This window comes from Fictibacillus enclensis, from assembly GCF_001457035.1.
GTDB classification, from domain to species: Bacteria; Bacillota; Bacilli; order Bacillales; family Fictibacillaceae; genus Fictibacillus_C; species Fictibacillus_C enclensis.
This window is the reverse complement of sequence record NZ_KQ758617.1, coordinates 1922139-1940274: the sequence shown is the minus strand read 5'-3', so window position 1 is coordinate 1940274 and position 18136 is coordinate 1922139. Positions and strand designations below refer to the sequence as shown.

The following is an 18136-nucleotide window of genomic DNA, read 5'->3' as shown; positions in this document are numbered from 1 at the left end:
GCGGGGGCTGAATGTGATGAGCAATAATGTGATAAAACGGTTTAAGCTTAAAAGAAAGAACTCACCTAAAAGTTGGTCGATCCCGCTCTTTGGATTATTGGCCTTGATCATTTACTCGACTTTATTAAGCAATGTCACACCTGATACGGTGGATGCTGAGCCGTATTCCATTTCTCCTCGGGACATACAATCACCGATCACCATTGAAATGAAGGAAGACACGCTAAAAAAGCAAAAGGATGCGGCGGATAAGGTAGAAAATATCTATTCCTATGATCAAGACAGTCCGCTCAAACAAGCTGAAAAATCAAATGAAATCTTCAAGGCCATTGAAAAAATTAACGAAGCGGAAAAAAAGGACAAAGACAAAGAACCACTTACACTCGATCAGAAAATCGATCAAATCAAGGGCATGGTCGGCAACAATCAAATTTCACCCGAAGCTTATACTGCTCTGTTTAATGCATCTTCTTCAGAATTGCGTTCAGCAAGAGATTTGGCTAGTTCGGTTATCAATGACACTCTGAAAAATAAAATCAGAGTGGACCAACTTGGATTTTTTCGCGACCGGGCCGAAGATAACATCCAGCAAAATTCCAACTTTGCTTCTTCTTTAAAAAGTGCAGTAATCGAGCTGACGAGAAGCAATATTGTTTCTAATTATCTGCTTGATGTGGATAAAACGAAGCTTGCCAAGCAAAAAGCCATTGATGAAGCAGAGCCTGTGGAGATTAAAGAAGGGGAAATCATCGTAAGAGAGGGCGATGTCATAACGCCTGAAAAATTTAAACAGTTAAAGCTAGTCGGTCTGCTGGATAAAGAAGTTGCGGTATATCCCTATGTTGGATTGCTCCTTTTTGTTCTTATCCTGGTCATAGGCTTGTATTATTTAATAAGAGATTCATTTGCTGCCAAAGAGAGCAGCAAAAGGAAACAGATTCTCCTTTATATCATCCTGATGGCTTTTTCCCTCCTGGTGATGAAGCTGTCCAGCTTCATTGACAAAATGGAGATTACAGGAATCTTTTTTATCGTTCCTATTGCAGCGGGAGCGATGATGATCAAAATGCTCTTTAACGAATTTACAGCTATTCTTTCAAGTGTTTTATTTGCGCTGTGCGCCACATTGATGTTTAATGAAGGATCGACCGGTACATTTAACTTTCCGCTCGGGATCTATGTACTGCTGGGGTGTATTGCAGGCGTTATTTATCTGGGCAAGCGCCATTTAAAATCAAGGATACTGAAAGCGGGGCTTCTCGTTTCGTTTATTAATGTTGTATCGATCCTGATCATTCTGCTGCTTCAAAACGGAAAATATTCACCCGTACAGATTGGAGTCGAGATTGGGTTTGGTTTTGTTTCCGGATTTTTGGCATCCGTGCTCGCGTTGGGTCTGATGCCTGTATTTGAATCATGGTTTGGTGTGTTATCCACAACAAGGCTGATTGAACTCTCCAACCCAAATCATCCCCTTCTGCGCAAGCTTTTGCTTGAAGCGCCGGGGACGTATCATCATTCCGTCATGGTTGCCAACCTTGCCGAAGCAGGCTGTGAATCTATCGGTGCGAACGGGTTGCTTGCAAGGGTGGGCTCATATTATCACGATCTTGGAAAAACAAAAAGGCCGCACTTTTTTATTGAAAATCAGATGAATATGGACAATCCCCATGAGAAATTAACTCCACAGCTGAGCAAGACCATCATTATTGCGCATCCGTATGATGGATCGGAGATGTTGAAAGAATATAACTTGCCGGCAGAAATTATTGATATTGCCGAACAGCACCATGGAACCACACTGCTTCAATACTTTTACCATAAGGCAACAGAACAGAGCGAAAAAGATATTCCGGAATCGGATTTCAGATACCCGGGTCCAAAAGCACAATCAAAGGAATCTGCGGTTGTAGGGATTGCAGACAGTGTCGAAGCAGCCGTGCGTTCTCTATCTAAGCCGACACCGGTTAAAATTGACTCCATTATTCGCAAAATTATCACAGACAGGCTGGAGGATGGCCAGTTTGACGAGTGTGAACTGACCTTTAAAGAATTGGATACGGTCGCTAAAACGCTAAGCCAGACATTGAACGGTATCTTCCATTCGAGGATTGAATACCCCGAACAGCAAATTAAAAAGAAGGTGGATTTATAAATGAGCTTACACATTGATTTTACTGACGAAACCGAACAGGTGACACCGGAGCAGGTAGAGGAATTGACCAATCTTCTCAATCATGCTGCAGCCATGGAGGAGCTGCCTGATGAAACCGAGCTGTCATTAACATTCGTGACCGATGAGAGGATCCACGAAATCAATAGACAATACCGGGACAAGGACCGGCCAACGGATGTGATTTCATTCGCCATGGAAGAAATGGGCGAAGGGGAAATTGAAATCACGGGAGCCGAACTGCCAAGAATCCTTGGGGACATTATTATCTCCGTGGATACTGCAAAGCAGCAGGCCGAAGAATACGGGCATCCCTTGATGAGGGAGATTGGATTTCTTGCGGTCCATGGTTTTCTTCACCTTTTAGGCTACGATCATCTATGTGAGCAGGATGAAAAACAAATGTTTGGCCGGCAGGATGAAATCCTAAATGCATACGGCCTGACGAGATAACAGGGATGGCTGCCCGCCGGTTTTTTCGAAGTTTCAAATTTGCATGGTCCGGTATAAAGACCGCTTTAGCAGGGGAGCAAAATATTAAAATCCACCTTTTGATCAGCCTGGTTGTTTTGGGTACTGCGTATGTGCTGGATTTTTCTGTAGTGCGATTTGCGATTCTTTTCATTGTCATTGGAGTTGTCATTTCGTTGGAAATCGTCAATACTGCTCTTGAACGGGTGGTAGATCTTGTTACGGAGGAATTCCATCCTTTGGCCAAGCAGGCCAAGGACATGGCAGCGGGTGCCGTTTTGGTTTTTTCACTGATTGCTGTTATAATCGGATTACTGCTATTTGTAAAACCTGTCTTGCATTATCTTTTTTAAAGCCATAAACGTAAACAAAATAGATGAAGCATTGTATCAATCAGTAGGATAAAGGATGAATGTTGAAAGGTGGAACGAATATGGAAAAAGACAAACTGGTCAGGGAAGCGGTTACAGCCAGAGACCGTGCGTATGTTCCCTATTCCAAATTCCAGGTGGGGGCAGCCCTTCTGACCAAAGACGGAAAGGTCTATCATGGCTGCAATATCGAAAATGCGGCCTACAGTGTGACAAACTGCGCGGAGCGTACCGCCCTTTTTAAGGCGGTCTCAGAGGGCGATAAAGAATTTTCTGCACTGGCTGTTGTGGCAGACACAAAACGTCCGGTTCCGCCTTGCGGAGCCTGCAGACAGGTCATTTCGGAATTATGCCCATCTGACATGAAAGTGTATTTAACCAATTTACAAGGAGACATTTTGGAAACGACTGTGGAAGAGTTGCTTCCTGGAGCGTTTTCACCGGGGGATTTAAATGAATAAAACTGGTTATAAATCAGGCTTTGTATCCATCATTGGACGGCCAAATGTAGGAAAATCAACGTTATTGAACCATATCATCGGCCAAAAAATTGCCATTATGAGTGATAAGCCGCAAACAACAAGAAACAAAATCCAAGGAGTTTATACAACTGACCAAGCACAGGTTATTTTTATCGATACTCCGGGTATTCATAAACCAAAACACCGGTTGGGTGATTTTATGACAAAGATTGCCCAGCAGACATTAAGAGAAGTGGATTTGATCCTTTTTGTCATTAATGCGGAGGAAGGCTATGGACGGGGCGATCAATTTATCATTGATAAACTTCAGGGAATCAACCAGCCGATTTTTCTGGTAATCAACAAAATCGACACCATTCATCCAGATAAACTTCTGCCGCTTATTGAATTTTACCGCAATAAAGTCGAGGTGCAGGAAGTCATTCCTATTTCCGCGCTTCAGGGGAATAATGTAAACACCTTGATGAATCAGATTACGGAATACCTTGAGGAAGGACCGCAGTACTATCCCGAGGATCAGGTCACTGATCATCCGGAACGCTTTATTGTCGGAGAACTGATTAGGGAAAAAGTGCTTCATCTGACTCGTGAGGAAATTCCTCACTCGATTGCTGTCGTGATTGAACAAATGCAGCGCCGCGAAGATCGCGATGTCGTCTTTATCAATGCTACCATCATTGTTGAACGAAAGTCGCAAAAAGGAATTATTATTGGAAAACAAGGTTCCATGCTCAAGGAAGTGGGCAAGCGGGCACGCACTGATATTGAAAACCTGCTGGGAACCAAAGTTTTTCTTGAGCTGTTTGTAAAAGTTCAGGCGGATTGGAGAAATAAAACGAGCAATCTGAAAGAATTTGGATTTAACGAAGACGAGTATTAAGCTTCCATATTTTCCTTCACATTTAATTTTTGTTATAAGGCAACCCTAAGGACAAGAGAGTTTAAAAAAACAACGTGAAAGGTGGAACATTCCCATGAAAGAATTTACCTGGAAGGTATTTTGCGAAACGGGCAGTATCGATACCTATTTGTTGTTTAAAGAACTTGAAGTGGACATGTCAGCGAGAACGGTTCAAGAGGAGGATCCTCAAGCACCTATTGACTCTCCCATCCAATAAGGAGCCTTCATTAAAAGAACCTGGTGGTGGTAAACTTGCTGCAAAAGGTTGAAGGAATTGTCATCAGAAAAGTGGACTACGGTGAAACAAATGTCATCCTGACTCTTTTTACACGGGAAAAAGGTAAAATCGGTGTTATGGCAAGAGGGGCGAAGAAACCTAAAAGTCGCCTCTCTTCTGTTGCGCAGCTTTTTACATACGGTCATTTTGTTTATCAACAGGGCAGAGGCCTGGGTACCCTTAATCAGGGAGAAATTATTGACTCATTTCGGGGAATTAAAGAAGATTTGTTTAAAACCGCCTATTGTGCGTATATGATTGAATTTTTGGATAAAGTGACTGAGGAGCAGAACCCTCAGCCTTATTTATTTGAGCACCTGTGGCAATCCCTTCACCAACTGGACGAAGGAGCAGATCCTGAAGTTATTACCTTTATTTTTGAGATGAAAATGCTGCGGCAGGCCGGAATCGGCCCTCAGGTGGATCACTGCGCCAATTGCGGCCGAACGGAAGGAGAATTTTCCTTTTCAATTCGGGAGGGTGGTTTACTTTGTGAGAGATGCAGCCACTTGGATCCGAACCGGATACCTTTGTCACAGCCGGCAGCTAGGCTTCTCCGGCTTTTTTATCATTTCGACCTGAACCGTCTGGGGAACATATCATTAAAAAAACAAACAAAAGATCAGATCCGTTTTGTCCTGACTACATATATCGATGAAAATTCAGGCATGGTTTTTAAATCAAAAAAGTTTCTCAATCAATTGAATAAATTTGAATAACCCTGTGTTATGGTTTCGTTTGCTCCCTTAATTAGTATATAATGTTTAATTAAGAGTATAACACATTTAAAAGTTTGCTAAGGTGGTGCGAACAATCGAACTAAATAAGAGGCAAGAAACGATAGTGCAGATCGTAAAAGATCATGGGCCGATAACCGGGGAACACATAGCTGACCGTCTGAGCCTGACGAGGGCCACGCTGCGGCCGGACCTTGCCATACTGACAATGGCTGGCTATTTGGATGCCAGGCCGCGAGTAGGCTATTTTTATACGGGAAAAACCGGATCGCAGCTATTGACCGAGAAAATCAAAAAAATAGAGGTACACGAATTTTCATCCATCCCGGTCGTAGTTTCAGAATCCTCCACGGTTTATGAAGCGATCTGTACCATGTTTCTCGAAGACGTAGGAACATTGTTTATCGTAAATAAACAGTCTCATCTTGTTGGTGTGGTCTCAAGGAAAGATTTGCTGAGGGCAAGTATGGGCAAACAGGAACTGAACGCCATTCCTATCAATATTATTATGACCAGAATGCCAAATATCACGTTTTGTTTCAAGGAAGACCATTTGCTCGATGTGGCACAAATCATGATTGACAAGCAAATTGACGGACTTCCGGTCGTAAAGCAATCCACAGCCGGCGAAGGCTATGAAGTCGTGGGCAGGATTACAAAAACGAACGTCACCAAGGCCTTTGTTGAATTGGCCAGGGATGAAATGATCCTTTGATCTTAACTATCAGGAGGTAAGGATGACTGACAAAATAGATCGACCAATGATTTATATTGTATCTGATTCTGTGGGGGAAACGGCAGAGCTTGTGGTTAAAGCCGCGGCCAGCCAGTTTAATACCGCAGCCATTGAATTGAAACGAGTACCCTATGTGGAGGACCAGGGCACCATTAAAGAAGTCGTTGCCTTGGCCAAAGAGCACAACGCGCTGATTGCGTTCACACTCGTTATACCCGAGATGAAAGAATTCTTGCTTCAACAGGCGTTAGCGTCAGGTGTTGTTGCCGTGGACATTATCGGTCCAATGATGAGCCAGATGCAGCAGCTGCTTCAGCAGGTTCCACGTTATGAGCCTGGCATTGTACATCAACTGGATGATGATTATTTCAGAAAAGTGGAAGCGATCGAATTTGCCGTCAAATATGATGATGGAAGAGATCCGCGCGGAATTTTGAAGGCGGATATTGTTCTGGTCGGGGTTTCAAGAACCTCGAAAACTCCGTTGTCCCAGTATCTGGCACATAAGCGGCTGAAAGTGGCCAATGTTCCGTTGGTGCCCGAAGTTGAACCGCCAGAGGAGCTTTTTAAGGTTTCTGCCAAAAAGTGTTTCGGTTTAAGTATTACACCTGAAAAACTGAATAATATCCGTCGGGAACGCCTGATGGCTCTCGGGTTAAATTCAGAAGCGAACTATGCGAATATGGATCGCATTCGCCAGGAGCTTGATTATTTCAATAAAACGATAGACCGCATTGGCTGCAGAGTCATTGATGTTTCAAATAAAGCGGTCGAAGAATCGGCAAATTTGATCTACAATATATACACAGGGAAAAATTACAGATAAACGTCTGTCTGGCGTACGAAATCAAATGGATTTTGTGCGCCTTTTCCTGGTGATTATTTTCTCTGGCATTATGATTAATTTTTAGTTATAATATAAAATTGTGATTAAAAGTTAGCAATGCAACCAAGAATAGGACTGGAATGTTCTTTCTAAGGGCATGCTTGCGGAATTCTATGAAACAACATTCTTCTACAGCAGTAAAACAAAAAGAGGTTTTCTTCGACAAAATGGTTTTAACAGAAGGAAACCTATGAAGGATGTAGAATTGTAATTTATGCTAAATTCTAAAGTAAAAGTATGGGTTGATGGGGATGCATGTCCGGCTCCGATAAAAAAGGCAATTATCGAACATTGTCGTGAAATTGGAGTACCGGTATTTTTTGTTATCTCTTATGCCCACTACACGGATCCTGCGCCTGGTGTGGAATGGGTGCTTGTCGATTCCAACCGGGAAGAAGTAGATTTATATGTTATGAATCATTCAGTGAAGGGAGATATTGCCATTACACAGGACTTTGGCTTGGCAAGCATTCTCGTTCCAAAAGGTGTGGTGACCTTTCATCCCCGTGGATTCATTTACCAGGAGGAAGAAATGGAAAAAATACTTTTTGAAAGATACATTTCCGGGAAACAGAGAAGAGCAGGGAAGCGAACAAAGGGCCCATCGAAGTTCCGTGAAAGTGATCTGGAACGGTTCTCTGAACAATTTCAAAAATTATTGTCGAATATTGAAGGACTTCATTAATTTATAACGAATAATTATTACCTGTCTGAATTTTTCTGAGACAGGAAAGTAAATAAAGCGGTGTTTAAACATGGCAGAACGAATTCCGGACGAACTAATTGAAAAGGTTCGAACGTCTCAAGATATTGTTGAGCTTGTCAGTGAATACGTAAACTTAAAGAAACAAGGGCGCAACTATTTTGGGTTATGTCCTTTTCACGGTGAGAAATCTCCTTCTTTTTCCGTTGCACCGGACAAACAGATTTATCACTGTTTTGGCTGCGGGGTGGGCGGAAATGTTTTTTCGTTTCTAATGAATATTGAAGGGTTTTCCTTTCTGGAAGCCGTCAAGCATATTGCACAGCGAACCGGAATAGATTTACCTCAGTTGGAACGCCAGCAGGGGAACTCTAAGGCTTCCGATAACCGTGCGGTGATGACAGAGGCCCACGAGCTATTGGCAAAGCTATATCACCATTACCTGCTCAACACTGAGCAAGGGCTTAAGGCGCTGGAGTATCTAAAGAACCGGGGATTTACGGATGAAGTTATCTTACGCTTTCAGATCGGTTTTGCTCCTGACTCATGGGATGCGGCGACCAATTTTTTAAAGAGAAGAAAATTTTCGCTCGATCTCTGTGAAAAAGCGGGCTTGCTCGGTACACGTGATTTTGACGGGAAGTTTTTTGACCGTTTCCGAAACCGGATAATGTTTCCGATTTGGGATAGAAACGGCAAGGTCATTGCTTTTGGCGGAAGAATCCTCGGCAGCGGTGAACCCAAGTATTTAAACAGTCCTGAAACCATGCTGTTTAATAAAGGGAACAACCTGTATGCCATGCATCTTTCGCGGCCGCAAATGAGGAAGAAAGAGCAGGCGGTTCTGTTTGAAGGCTATGTCGATACGATTGCGGCATGGCGGGCTGGTGTGGAGAACGGGGTGGCCACACTTGGTACTTCCCTGACCGAGGAGCAGGCTAAATTGCTGAAACGGAATGTTCCTTCCGTTGTCATTTGCTATGATTCGGATAATGCAGGTGTGGAAGCTGCCTTCCGTGCCTCTGCCATTCTTCAAAAAGCTGGCGTTAATGTCAGAATTGCGCAGATGCCTGATGGACTTGATCCCGATGACTACATCCAAAAATTTGGCACTGAGAAGTTTAATAGGGATGTAATAGGGGCAAGTTTAACCGTAATGGCATTCAAGATTCGATACTTCAGAAGAGGGAAAAATCTTAACGATGAAGGAGAACGCATGCTCTACATCGAAGAGATTATTAAGGAAATCAGCAGGCTGTCCAATGCTGTCGAAAAAGACCATTATTTACGGCAGCTTTCCGATGAATTCAACCTTTCTCTGGAGGCACTTAAACAGCAGCAGTACCTTACTGCAAAGCAGCAGAAGCGAAAAAAGGATAATGTGGAACCAAACAGGAATAATAATCCTAGGTATAAAACATATTTTAACAAACCGCTTTTGCCTGCCTATCATAATGCTGAACGGATTCTTCTTGCACATATGCTGAAAAACACCGATGTGGCCATTAGGGTTCAGGAGTCAGTTGGAGCGTCATTTAACATTGAAGAACACAATGCAGTTGCAGCTTATTTATACGCCTTCTACGAAGAAGGAAATTTGCCCAATGTTGGTTTATTCCTGCAGCGCATTGAAGATGAAAGGTTAAACAAGATTGCATCCGAACTGGCCATGCTGACTGTCAATGAACATCTTTCCGACAGGGAAATGAGTGATTATATAAGGCAGATCACCAACTATCCGAAATGGTTGGAGATACAGAGTAAAGAGAAACAAAAAAAGGAAGCGGAACGCGGGCAGGATTTTGCCAGGGCGGCCCAAATAGCAATGGAAATACTTCATATGCAAAAAGAGTTAAAAGGTTCATAATTTTTTTGGTGAAGTGTGGAAGGAGGGGATCGAATGGCTGAAAAACCAAACCGTCAGGAGACGGAAGGCGAATTAACCATCGATCAAGTAAAAGAGCAACTAATTGAAGCAGGTAAAAAGAACGGGGTGCTGACGTATACCGTCATCACAAATAAACTGGCTCCTTTTGACCAGGATTCCGAACAAATGGATGAGTTCTACAACTTCCTTGAAGAACAAGGGGTAGAAGTTTCCGATGAAACCGATGGCGATGAGGAAGAGCCAAAATTTGAAGCCGGTAAAGAAGAAGAGGAATTTGACCTCAATGACTTGAGTGTTCCTCCAGGTGTTAAAATAAATGACCCCGTCAGAATGTACCTGAAAGAGATCGGCCGTGTGGACCTTCTTTCCGCTGAAGAAGAAATTTCTCTTGCAAAGCGAATTGAAGAAGGAGACGAGGAAGCAAAACGCCGTCTGGCGGAAGCCAACCTCAGGCTCGTTGTCAGTATTGCCAAACGGTACGTAGGCCGCGGAATGCTCTTTCTTGACCTGATTCAAGAAGGTAACATGGGATTGATCAAAGCCGTTGAAAAATTTGATTACCGTAAAGGATATAAGTTCAGTACTTATGCCACATGGTGGATCAGACAGGCGATTACCCGTGCGATAGCGGACCAGGCAAGAACCATCCGAATTCCTGTTCACATGGTTGAAACCATCAATAAACTGATCCGTGTCCAGCGGCAGCTTCTTCAGGATTTGGGCCGTGAACCAACTCCGGAAGAAATTGGAGCAGAAATGGAACTTACACCTGACAAGGTGCGTGAGATCTTGAAAATAGCTCAAGAACCTGTATCTCTGGAAACACCGATCGGGGAAGAGGATGATTCCCATCTTGGTGATTTTATTGAAGACCAGGATGCTCTTGCTCCTTCAGAGGCAGCCGCTTATGAGCTCTTAAAGGAACAGCTGGAAGACGTTCTTGATACCCTTACTGACAGGGAAGAGAACGTGCTTCGCTTACGATTCGGCCTGGATGACGGGCGTACAAGAACGCTCGAGGAAGTCGGCAAAGTGTTCGGTGTTACACGTGAACGGATCCGCCAAATCGAAGCAAAAGCTCTTCGTAAACTTCGTCACCCAAGCCGAAGCAAAAGACTCAAGGACTTCTTGGAATAGAATAGTGAATGATCAAGTCTGCCTTAGGGCAGGCTTTTTTGTTGATGTGATTTCCAAATTTACCATTTATTAATATGTATTTTACTGATTCTGAGAACGGAATGCAAATGCCTTTGAGAAATACAGACTTCCAATAAGAGGTAAAAAAAGAAAGAAATCGAAAATGTTAATGTTGTAAAAATTCTGCCTTTATATCTATAATAAACTTGAAAGCGATTACACACAATGGTGAAATTACACAAAAGGTGGGTCTGCCATGAATTACGCATTAACAGATGAACAGGCAATGATTCAAAAAATGATGAAGGAATTTGCGGACGAAGAGGTGGCTCCGGGTGCCGAACAACGCGACAAAGAAAAAAGGTTTCCTCTGGAAATTTTTAAAAAGCTCGCGAAGCTTGGAATCATGGGTCTTCCATTTCCGGAAGAATACGGAGGTGGAGGAGCCGACACCATATCGTTTGCTATCGCCGTAGAAGAGCTCAGCAGAGCCTGTGGTTCTGCAGGCATTACCTATTCTGCGCATGTATCACTGGGTGGCGCTCCTCTTTATATGTTTGGAACAGAAGAACAAAAACAAAAATACCTTGTGCCGATCTGTACAGGTGAATCGATGGGTGCTTTTGGACTAACCGAACCGAACGCTGGCTCAGATGCAGGGGGTACACAGACAACAGCGATCAATCAAGATGGTCAATGGACCATCAACGGAAGCAAGTGCTATATTACAAACGCGAGTTATGCAAAGCACCTGGCGCTCACGGCGGTTACTGGAAAGAGTAACGGCAAAAAAGAAATCAGCGCTATTATTGTTCCAACGGATGCAGAAGGTTTTAAGGTTATTGATAACTATGAAAAAATGGGGCTTCATTCTTCCAATACAACTGAATTGATTCTCGACGGTGTCAACGTGCCGGAGGAAAATCTGCTTGGAAAACGTGGAGATGGCTTTAAGCAATTTTTGATTACCCTGGACGGGGGAAGGATCGGCATCGGAGCGATGGCTGTAGGCATTGCCCAGGCAGCCTACGATAAAGCGCTTGCATATTCAAAGGAAAGGAAGCAATTCGGTTCCTCTCTTTCGAAGTTTCAGGCGATTCAGTTCAAACTTGCGGATATGGCCATGAAGATTGAACTGGCACGAAACATGGTCTATAAGGCAGGATGGCTGAAGGACCAGGGTAAGAGATTTTCAAAAGAAGCGGCTATGGCGAAACTATATGCATCAGAGATTTGCATGCAAATCTGTTCCGAGTCCGTACAGATTCATGGCGGCTATGGCTATATGAGAGATTATCACGTAGAACGATATTTCAGGGATGCCAAACTGACAGAAATCGGTGAAGGCACATCGGAGATCCAACGTATGGTTATCGCAAGAGAAATTGGCTGTTAAATCCAGTAGAAGGGGTGAACTATGGCTGTGAATGGTTCTTTGACAATTGGCAAATACCTTGAAGGGCAGGCACATGCTCTGGCCTCACATGAAGCCGTTGTTTACAGCACGCTCGGAATTCGTTATTCATATCAGGAGTTTTATGAGTTAACCGAAAAAGTGGCAAAAGGCTTAATGGCCCTCGGGGTCAGGAAAGGGGACCATATTGCAGTCTGGGCGACCAATGTTCCGGAGTGGATTTTGCTTCAATTTGGGTCTGCACGAGCTGGTGCTGTCCTTGTAACGGTAAATACAAGTTATCAGCAAAACGAGCTCGAGTATCTGCTCAAACAGTCGGATGCCAAAGCCCTTTTTTTAATCGAAGGATTTAAAGATACATCCTATGTACAAATGGCACAAACCATTCAGGCGAAAAAAGAAGAATTCCCATTTCTTGAAAAGCTGATATTTATGGGCAATGAAGCACATGACAACATGTTGACCTGGGAAGAAATGCTGGACGCTGGCGAAGCCGTTTGGGATGATGATCTTGCCCAAAGAGAGGAAAGCCTGCACCCGGATGATGTCATCAACATGCAATATACGTCAGGGACGACAGGTTTTCCCAAAGGCGTTATGTTGACGCATAACAACATAATGGGCAATGCCCACCGGCTGGCTGCATCAATGAAACTCACTAGTGAGGACCGACTTTGCATCCCAGTTCCATTTTTTCATTGCTTTGGATGTGTCATAGGAACGCTCACAGCTGTTTCGGCAGGCGCCACCATGGTGCCTGTCGTCCAGTTCAACCCGAAAGAAGTGCTGGATACGGTTGAAAAAGAAAAATGTACGGCTCTTCATGGTGTTCCAACCATGTTTATTGCCGAGCTAAACCACGAGAACTTTGAACGCTATGACCTTAGCTCGCTAAGAACGGGTGTGATGGCGGGATCTACCTGTCCAATTGAAGTGATGAAAAGTGTTATCAACAAAATGGGGATGTCAGAAATCACCATTGCCTATGGTCAGACGGAAACCTCTCCTGTGTTTACACAGACAGTTCCTGATGATCCCATTGAAAAACGGGTGGAAACCGTAGGAAAGCCGCATTCCGGGGTTGAAGTGAAGGTGATCGACCCTGTTACAGGAGATCTTTTGAAAGCGGGAATGCAGGGAGAGCTTTGTACGAGAGGGTATCATGTGATGAAAGGTTACTATAAGATGCCTGAAGCGACAGCTAATGCTATTGACTCTGAAGGCTGGCTGCATACGGGCGACCTGGCTGTTATAGACAATGATGGCTATGTGGCAATCACCGGACGTTTAAAGGATATGATCATACGCGGTGGAGAAAATATTTATCCGCGTGAGGTGGAAGAATTCTTATACTCCCATCCATCGATTCTCGATATTCAGGTGATTGGGATTCCCGATGAGAAATATGGTGAAAAAGTAGCGGCCTGTGTGCAGCTGAAGGAAGGGGAACAGCTGACCAAGGAAGAATTGGTGGATTATTGCCAAGGGAAAATATCCAAATTTAAGATCCCGGAGCATATTTTCATTATGAAAGAATATCCCATGACCGCTTCAGGTAAAATTCAAAAGTATAAACTCCGTGAAGAGGCACAACGACTGATGAACGTAAAAGAAGGCCTGGTAAGGTAAAATCGTCCGCCCAGCGGACGGTTTTTTCTCATCAAGTCCAAGAGGCAGGCCCGAAAGTAAAGTGTTGTACCGATACTTGTGTAAGATTGATAAAACTAGCAAAAGTTTAACTTTTTCTTTCCTTCAACTCTATTTTCAAGTAAAATAGGATATGGATTGTTAGCACTTACATAAGCAGGCAGAATGTACACCAATTGTATAACAGACGAAGGAGGAAAAATCATGAAACGAAATCCGCTTATTCCTTTTATATTCACTGCAGTGATTGGTATTATTCTCGTTATTGGCATGTCGTTTTGGGGAATACATAATCAGGAACAAGCGAAAAAAGAAAAAGAACAGGCAGCACTGGATCCGGCAGCGATTTTTAAACAAAACTGTTCTTCCTGCCATGGACAAAACCTTGAAGGCGCGGTTGGACCGAATCTTCAAAAGGTTGGAGGCAAGTATTCAAAAGAGCAGATTACCAACATTCTTAAAAATGGTAAATCAGGCGGAATGCCGGCGGGTGTTGTAAAAGGTGAAGAGCAACAAATTATCGCTCAATGGCTTTCAAAGAAAAAGTAATAGAAAAGCTGACTCCGGACGACACAGGTGATGTGTTGTGAAGAGCCAGCTTTTTGTTTTTTTAGCACGAGTTGTTCATAATAAGAACTATGAAAATAAAAGCAGGTGGAATTAATGAAACGAGATAACCTTTCCCTCAGGCTGAGAACGGTGGCAGCCCATATACACAGGGAGGCAGTGATGGCGGATATCGGTTCTGACCATGCCTATCTTCCGTGTTATTTAATCCTTGAACATCAGGTGGTCTATGCGATTGCTGGTGAAGTTAATGAAGGCCCCTATCAATCCGCTCTCCACGAAGTTCAGGCGGCCAACCTTCAAAACAAAATATCAGTGCGCAAGGGAGACGGTTTGGACATCCTCTCACCAAACGAGGCAGATGTGATCACCATTTGCGGAATGGGCGGCCAATTAATTTCGAGTATTCTGGAAAAGGGAAAAACGAAAATTGAAGGTGTAAAAAGGCTCGTGCTGCAGCCCAATGTTGGCGCAGATACTGTAAGAAAATGGCTCATGAAAGAAAACTGGATCCTTGTGCATGAAGAAATTATTAAAGAGGACGGTAAAATATACGAAGTACTTGTGGCTGATTGGGACTGGGACAAAAAAGAACAGCAGCCTTATAGCGAAAAAGAAGAGCTGGAATTGCTTCTTGGTCCATTCCTCATGAAAGAGAAAAACGAGGCATTTGTTGAAAAGTGGAAAGGCGAGCTTCGTCAGTGGGAAAAGATTCTGCAGCAGATGGAACGAAGTGAATCCCCTGATCTGGCCGAAAGAAAAGCAAGTCTGCAAAAGCGCATTGATTCGGTGAAGGAGGAGTTAAGTCTATGAGTAAATATGCAAACGGACAAACGATCATTTCAGATTTGCATGTCCTCGCACCCAAACAACTGGCAGAAGAAGGGGATCCGATTGGATTGCAGGTGGGAAACCTTAACCAACCGGTCAAAAAGGTAATGATTGCACTGGATGTATTGGAGGAGGTGGTGGATGAAGCTATTGAATCAGAAGTACAGCTCATCATTGCCCACCATCCAATGATTTACCGTCCCTTAAAGAAAGTCGATCTATCCACTTCGCAGGGAAGGATGATTGAGAAGCTGATTAAGCATGATATTGCTGTTTACGCGGCACATACGAACCTTGATATTGCTAAGGGTGGAGTGAATGACTGGCTGGCAAATGCGATGGAGCTTCAAAACACAGAAGTGCTTAAAACCACGGTTAAGAAGCGGCTGTACAAACTGGCTGTTTATGTTCCAGAGCAGCACAGCATAAAAGTGAGAGATGCGATGGCTGCTGCAGGAGCGGGACATATCGGAAATTACAGCCATTGTACCTTTAACACATCCGGCGAAGGCACGTTTAAGCCGCTAGAAGGAACTGATCCTTTCATTGGAACAAAAGGCCAGCTAGAGGCGGTCAGCGAGCTTAAAATCGAAACGGTTGTTCAGGAAGAACGAATGAATCAGGTGGTGGCAGCTATGGTTCAGGCTCATCCTTATGAAGAAGTGGCTTACGATGTGTACGAACTGAAAAACGAAGGACAAGCTCTCGGGATTGGCAAAATCGGAATGCTGAAAGAACCAATGGAGTTTGAAGCGTTTATTGCCCATGTGAAAAAAACGCTGGATGTTCGTTCGCTGCGCGCGGTGAAAGGGAACAATAAAAAGGTACAAAAGGTTGCAGTTGTTGGAGGGGATGGAAATAAATTTATTTCTTCCGCGATTATGAAAGGTGCAGATGTTCTTGTAACCGGTGATATGTACTATCACAATGCACATGATGCTCAAGCGGCGGGCCTTTCGATTGTGGATCCAGGACATAATGTAGAGAAAATCATGAAGAAAGGGCTTCGGGAGTATCTCACGGCAAGTTTGGAAAAAAAGGGATACTCAACCGGAGTCGTTTCTTCCGAAGTTCATACCGATCCTTTTCTCTTTTTCTAAAAAAAGCCTGGTTCAAATATCTTGAACCAGACTTTTTTTATTTTGCTTTTACTTTTGGCAATATTTTGGCCAAACTTACTTTTCGTTCTTTTTCCCATGTTGAAGGATCCATTTCATCATATTGTTCGAGGAAAGAGATGACTTCCTTTGTAATCGGGGTTGGGGTGGAGGCTCCTGAAGTAACACCGAGTGTCTTCACACCTTTTAGCCAATCCAGTTCAATTTCAGTCACATCTGCAATCCGGTATGCCTGTGTTCCTGCAATTTCCTGCGAAACCTGTGCCAGACGGTTGGAATTGTTGCTTTTTGGGTCTCCAACTACTAGAACGAGGTCACATTCCTTAGCCTGTTCGGCAACTGCCTCCTGACGGACTTGAGTCGCCAGGCAAATTTCTTTGTGAACCTCGGCTTCAGGATATTTTACAAGCAGCTGTTTGATAATTTCGGCTACATCCCACTGACTCATTGTTGTTTGGTTAGTGATCAGGATCTTTTTGTTATCGATTTGCAAGTTTTGAATATCCTGCACATTCTCGATAAGGTGAACAGCCCGGGGCGCAATACCGATGGCTCCTTCGGGTTCAGGGTGACCCTTCTTTCCAATGTAGATCACTTCATACCCATCTTGTTCCTTTTCACGGATCAAATCGTGGGTTTTGGTTACATCAGGGCAGGTGGCGTCTATTTCCATCAGCCCTTTTTCATGGGCGAGGCGCCGCACTTCAGGTGATACACCATGGGCGGTGTAAATCACTGTGCCGGATTCAATGTTTCGGATAATATCGAGACGGCTTTTGCCGTCCAATGTAATAATTCCCTCTTCTTCAAAAGCGTCAGTTACATGTTTATTATGAACAATCATGCCCAGAATATAGATAGGACGGGGCAATGATGGGTCTTTAGCCGCCTGTCTTGCTAATACCATGGCATCGACTACGCCATAGCAATAACCTCGAGGAGATATTCTTACTACCTTCATGTACATCTCTCCCTTATACAACGTAAAAGTAGGATATGCAGAATCCGTCACGAAGACGGTCTGAACACCTTATACCATTATAAAGGAGAGTGTATCAGAAAACAATGAAGGGACCCTGCACCGCTAGATAAACAGTTTTGGTGCAGGCTGCAGCTTTTTGACCGGCCCTTTTTTTAGAGCTTTTGGTGGTGCCTGGATGTTCTTTACCTTTGGGGCAGCTGGGGCAGCGGCAGGACCGATCATAATTTTTGCATCTTCTGGTGTTCCTTCGGGGATGTCATACGGAAAGCTTGAGCTCTCTCCATTTACAGGCAAATCATAAGGAAAACTGCTTTCATCCAGCCATTCACTGTTTACTTCGATTTTAACAGGTGGTTTGGACTGGCGTTTTTGCTGAACCTTTGGTGTCTTTTTGGTTTTTGCAGCAGGTCTTTCTTTCTTTTTGGTTGGTGCTTCTGCCTGAACTTGGACTGTGTTTGCTTTTTGGACTTTGGCTTCTTCTCTTGCTTCCTTTTTTTCTTTAAAGGCTTTATTGGTATTATCTCTGAATTCCTTAAGCGATTTCATCATGTCTGGCAGATTTTTAACCATTGGTCCGTACTGTTTAACCATCGGGCCCATAGTTTCAGCCACTTGCAACATTTTCTGGACGTTTTCCACCATCGTCAGCATGTTCAATGGTGATCTTGCCGCACCGCCCAGGCCTGGCAGGGACCGCATGCCGCCTGGAGGAGCGAATCGTTGTCCGGGCGGCACGTTGGCATGAGGCGTACGTCCTCCCTGAGGACCTCTAGGGGGAAATGGATACATGGTTTTGACCCTCCCTTCAAAAAAAT

General features: G+C 43.8%; 18 protein-coding genes and 1 pseudogene. 17 read left to right on the top strand and 2 right to left on the bottom strand.

What is annotated here, in order from left to right:
- The first annotated feature begins 16 nt into the window (after positions 1–16).
- From AS030_RS10035 to AS030_RS09960, 17 genes and pseudogenes are all read left to right on the top strand, one after another.
- Positions 17–2155, top strand: a complete 2139-nt coding sequence (locus tag AS030_RS10035) for an HD family phosphohydrolase (protein ID WP_061971167.1) — start codon at positions 17–19, stop codon at positions 2153–2155.
- Complete coding sequence (gene ybeY, locus AS030_RS10030) at positions 2156–2626, top strand: rRNA maturation RNase YbeY (protein ID WP_061971165.1); 471 nt, start codon at positions 2156–2158, stop codon at positions 2624–2626.
- A 5-nt stretch (positions 2627–2631) separates the two neighbouring features.
- A complete protein-coding gene (locus tag AS030_RS10025; RefSeq protein WP_061971163.1) occupies positions 2632–2997 on the top strand; it encodes a diacylglycerol kinase family protein in 366 nt (121 codons plus the stop codon).
- 80 nt (positions 2998–3077) lie between these two features.
- Positions 3078–3476: a cytidine deaminase gene (locus tag AS030_RS10020; protein WP_061971161.1), complete on the top strand. Its 399-nt coding sequence runs from the start codon at positions 3078–3080 to the stop codon at positions 3474–3476.
- Entirely contained in the window at positions 3469–4377 is a 909-nt protein-coding gene (gene era, locus AS030_RS10015; protein WP_061971159.1) for a GTPase Era, read from the top strand. Before AS030_RS10020 ends, era begins: the two co-directional genes overlap by 8 nt.
- A 94-nt stretch (positions 4378–4471) precedes the next feature.
- Positions 4472–4615, top strand: coding sequence for a YqzL family protein (locus tag AS030_RS22995; protein ID WP_074440501.1), 144 nt, complete (start codon positions 4472–4474; stop codon positions 4613–4615).
- 35 nt (positions 4616–4650) lie between these two features.
- The gene (recO, locus tag AS030_RS10010) at positions 4651–5394 is read left to right on the top strand and encodes a DNA repair protein RecO (protein WP_061971157.1); all 744 of its coding nucleotides are present in this window, start codon (positions 4651–4653) and stop codon (positions 5392–5394) included.
- A gap of 82 nt (positions 5395–5476) precedes the next feature.
- Complete coding sequence (gene ccpN / locus AS030_RS10005; protein ID WP_061971155.1) at positions 5477–6127, top strand: transcriptional regulator CcpN; 651 nt, start codon at positions 5477–5479, stop codon at positions 6125–6127.
- 22 nt (positions 6128–6149) lie between these two features.
- A complete protein-coding gene (locus tag AS030_RS10000) occupies positions 6150–6974 on the top strand; it encodes a pyruvate, water dikinase regulatory protein (protein WP_074440500.1) in 825 nt (274 codons plus the stop codon).
- A gap of 274 nt (positions 6975–7248) precedes the next feature.
- A complete protein-coding gene (locus AS030_RS09995) occupies positions 7249–7719 on the top strand; it encodes a YaiI/YqxD family protein (RefSeq protein ID WP_074440499.1) in 471 nt (156 codons plus the stop codon).
- 70 nt (positions 7720–7789) lie between these two features.
- Positions 7790–9049 (top strand): annotated as a pseudogene (gene dnaG / locus AS030_RS09990) (DNA primase); the annotation flags it as partial.
- Positions 9050–9637: 588 nt separating this feature from the next.
- Complete coding sequence (rpoD, locus tag AS030_RS09985; protein ID WP_061971150.1) at positions 9638–10762, top strand: RNA polymerase sigma factor RpoD; 1125 nt, start codon at positions 9638–9640, stop codon at positions 10760–10762.
- 256 nt (positions 10763–11018) lie between these two features.
- Positions 11019–12158 (top strand): acyl-CoA dehydrogenase family protein, encoded by a 1140-nt coding sequence (locus AS030_RS09980; protein WP_061971148.1) that lies wholly within the window; start codon positions 11019–11021, stop codon positions 12156–12158.
- Positions 12159–12179: 21 nt separating this feature from the next.
- Complete coding sequence (locus AS030_RS09975) at positions 12180–13805, top strand: AMP-binding protein (protein WP_061971146.1); 1626 nt, start codon at positions 12180–12182, stop codon at positions 13803–13805.
- A gap of 222 nt (positions 13806–14027) precedes the next feature.
- Positions 14028–14372: a cytochrome c550 gene (gene cccA, locus AS030_RS09970; RefSeq protein WP_061971144.1), complete on the top strand. Its 345-nt coding sequence runs from the start codon at positions 14028–14030 to the stop codon at positions 14370–14372.
- Positions 14373–14486: 114 nt separating this feature from the next.
- Entirely contained in the window at positions 14487–15203 is a 717-nt protein-coding gene (locus AS030_RS09965) for a tRNA (adenine(22)-N(1))-methyltransferase (protein ID WP_061971142.1), read from the top strand.
- Positions 15200–16321, top strand: a complete 1122-nt coding sequence (locus tag AS030_RS09960) for a Nif3-like dinuclear metal center hexameric protein (protein ID WP_061971140.1) — start codon at positions 15200–15202, stop codon at positions 16319–16321. Before AS030_RS09965 ends, AS030_RS09960 begins: the two co-directional genes overlap by 4 nt.
- A gap of 37 nt (positions 16322–16358) precedes the next feature.
- Here the strand turns inward: AS030_RS09960 and AS030_RS09955 are convergent, their stop codons facing one another.
- Positions 16359–17300 carry a 4-hydroxy-3-methylbut-2-enyl diphosphate reductase gene (locus AS030_RS09955; protein ID WP_061971138.1) on the bottom strand — a complete coding sequence of 314 codons (942 nt, stop codon included), beginning with the start codon at positions 17298–17300 and terminating at the stop codon, positions 16359–16361.
- 123 nt (positions 17301–17423) lie between these two features.
- Positions 17424–18110, bottom strand: coding sequence for a VrrA/YqfQ family protein (vrrA, locus tag AS030_RS09950; protein ID WP_061971135.1), 687 nt, complete (start codon positions 18108–18110; stop codon positions 17424–17426).
- Positions 18111–18136: the final 26 nt, after the last annotated feature.

What these genes read in the sequence shown, in the direction of transcription:
- AS030_RS10035 (WP_061971167.1), top strand. Translation starts at nt 17, where the DNA reads ATGAGCAATAATGTGATAAAACGGTTTAAGCTTAAAAGAAAGAACTCA.
- ybeY (WP_061971165.1), top strand. Translation starts at nt 2,156, where the DNA reads ATGAGCTTACACATTGATTTTACTGACGAAACCGAACAGGTGACACCG.
- AS030_RS10025 (WP_061971163.1), top strand. Translation starts at nt 2,632, where the DNA reads ATGGCTGCCCGCCGGTTTTTTCGAAGTTTCAAATTTGCATGGTCCGGT.
- AS030_RS10020 (WP_061971161.1), top strand. Translation starts at nt 3,078, where the DNA reads ATGGAAAAAGACAAACTGGTCAGGGAAGCGGTTACAGCCAGAGACCGT.
- era (WP_061971159.1), top strand. Translation starts at nt 3,469, where the DNA reads ATGAATAAAACTGGTTATAAATCAGGCTTTGTATCCATCATTGGACGG.
- AS030_RS22995 (WP_074440501.1), top strand. Translation starts at nt 4,472, where the DNA reads ATGAAAGAATTTACCTGGAAGGTATTTTGCGAAACGGGCAGTATCGAT.
- AS030_RS10000 (WP_074440500.1), top strand. Translation starts at nt 6,150, where the DNA reads ATGACTGACAAAATAGATCGACCAATGATTTATATTGTATCTGATTCT.
- AS030_RS09995 (WP_074440499.1), top strand. Translation starts at nt 7,249, where the DNA reads ATGCTAAATTCTAAAGTAAAAGTATGGGTTGATGGGGATGCATGTCCG.
- rpoD (WP_061971150.1), top strand. Translation starts at nt 9,638, where the DNA reads ATGGCTGAAAAACCAAACCGTCAGGAGACGGAAGGCGAATTAACCATC.
- AS030_RS09980 (WP_061971148.1), top strand. Translation starts at nt 11,019, where the DNA reads ATGAATTACGCATTAACAGATGAACAGGCAATGATTCAAAAAATGATG.
- AS030_RS09975 (WP_061971146.1), top strand. Translation starts at nt 12,180, where the DNA reads ATGGCTGTGAATGGTTCTTTGACAATTGGCAAATACCTTGAAGGGCAG.
- cccA (WP_061971144.1), top strand. Translation starts at nt 14,028, where the DNA reads ATGAAACGAAATCCGCTTATTCCTTTTATATTCACTGCAGTGATTGGT.
- AS030_RS09965 (WP_061971142.1), top strand. Translation starts at nt 14,487, where the DNA reads ATGAAACGAGATAACCTTTCCCTCAGGCTGAGAACGGTGGCAGCCCAT.
- AS030_RS09960 (WP_061971140.1), top strand. Translation starts at nt 15,200, where the DNA reads ATGAGTAAATATGCAAACGGACAAACGATCATTTCAGATTTGCATGTC.
- AS030_RS09955 (WP_061971138.1), bottom strand. Translation starts at nt 17,300, where the DNA reads ATGAAGGTAGTAAGAATATCTCCTCGAGGTTATTGCTATGGCGTAGTC.
- vrrA (WP_061971135.1), bottom strand. Translation starts at nt 18,110, where the DNA reads ATGTATCCATTTCCCCCTAGAGGTCCTCAGGGAGGACGTACGCCTCAT.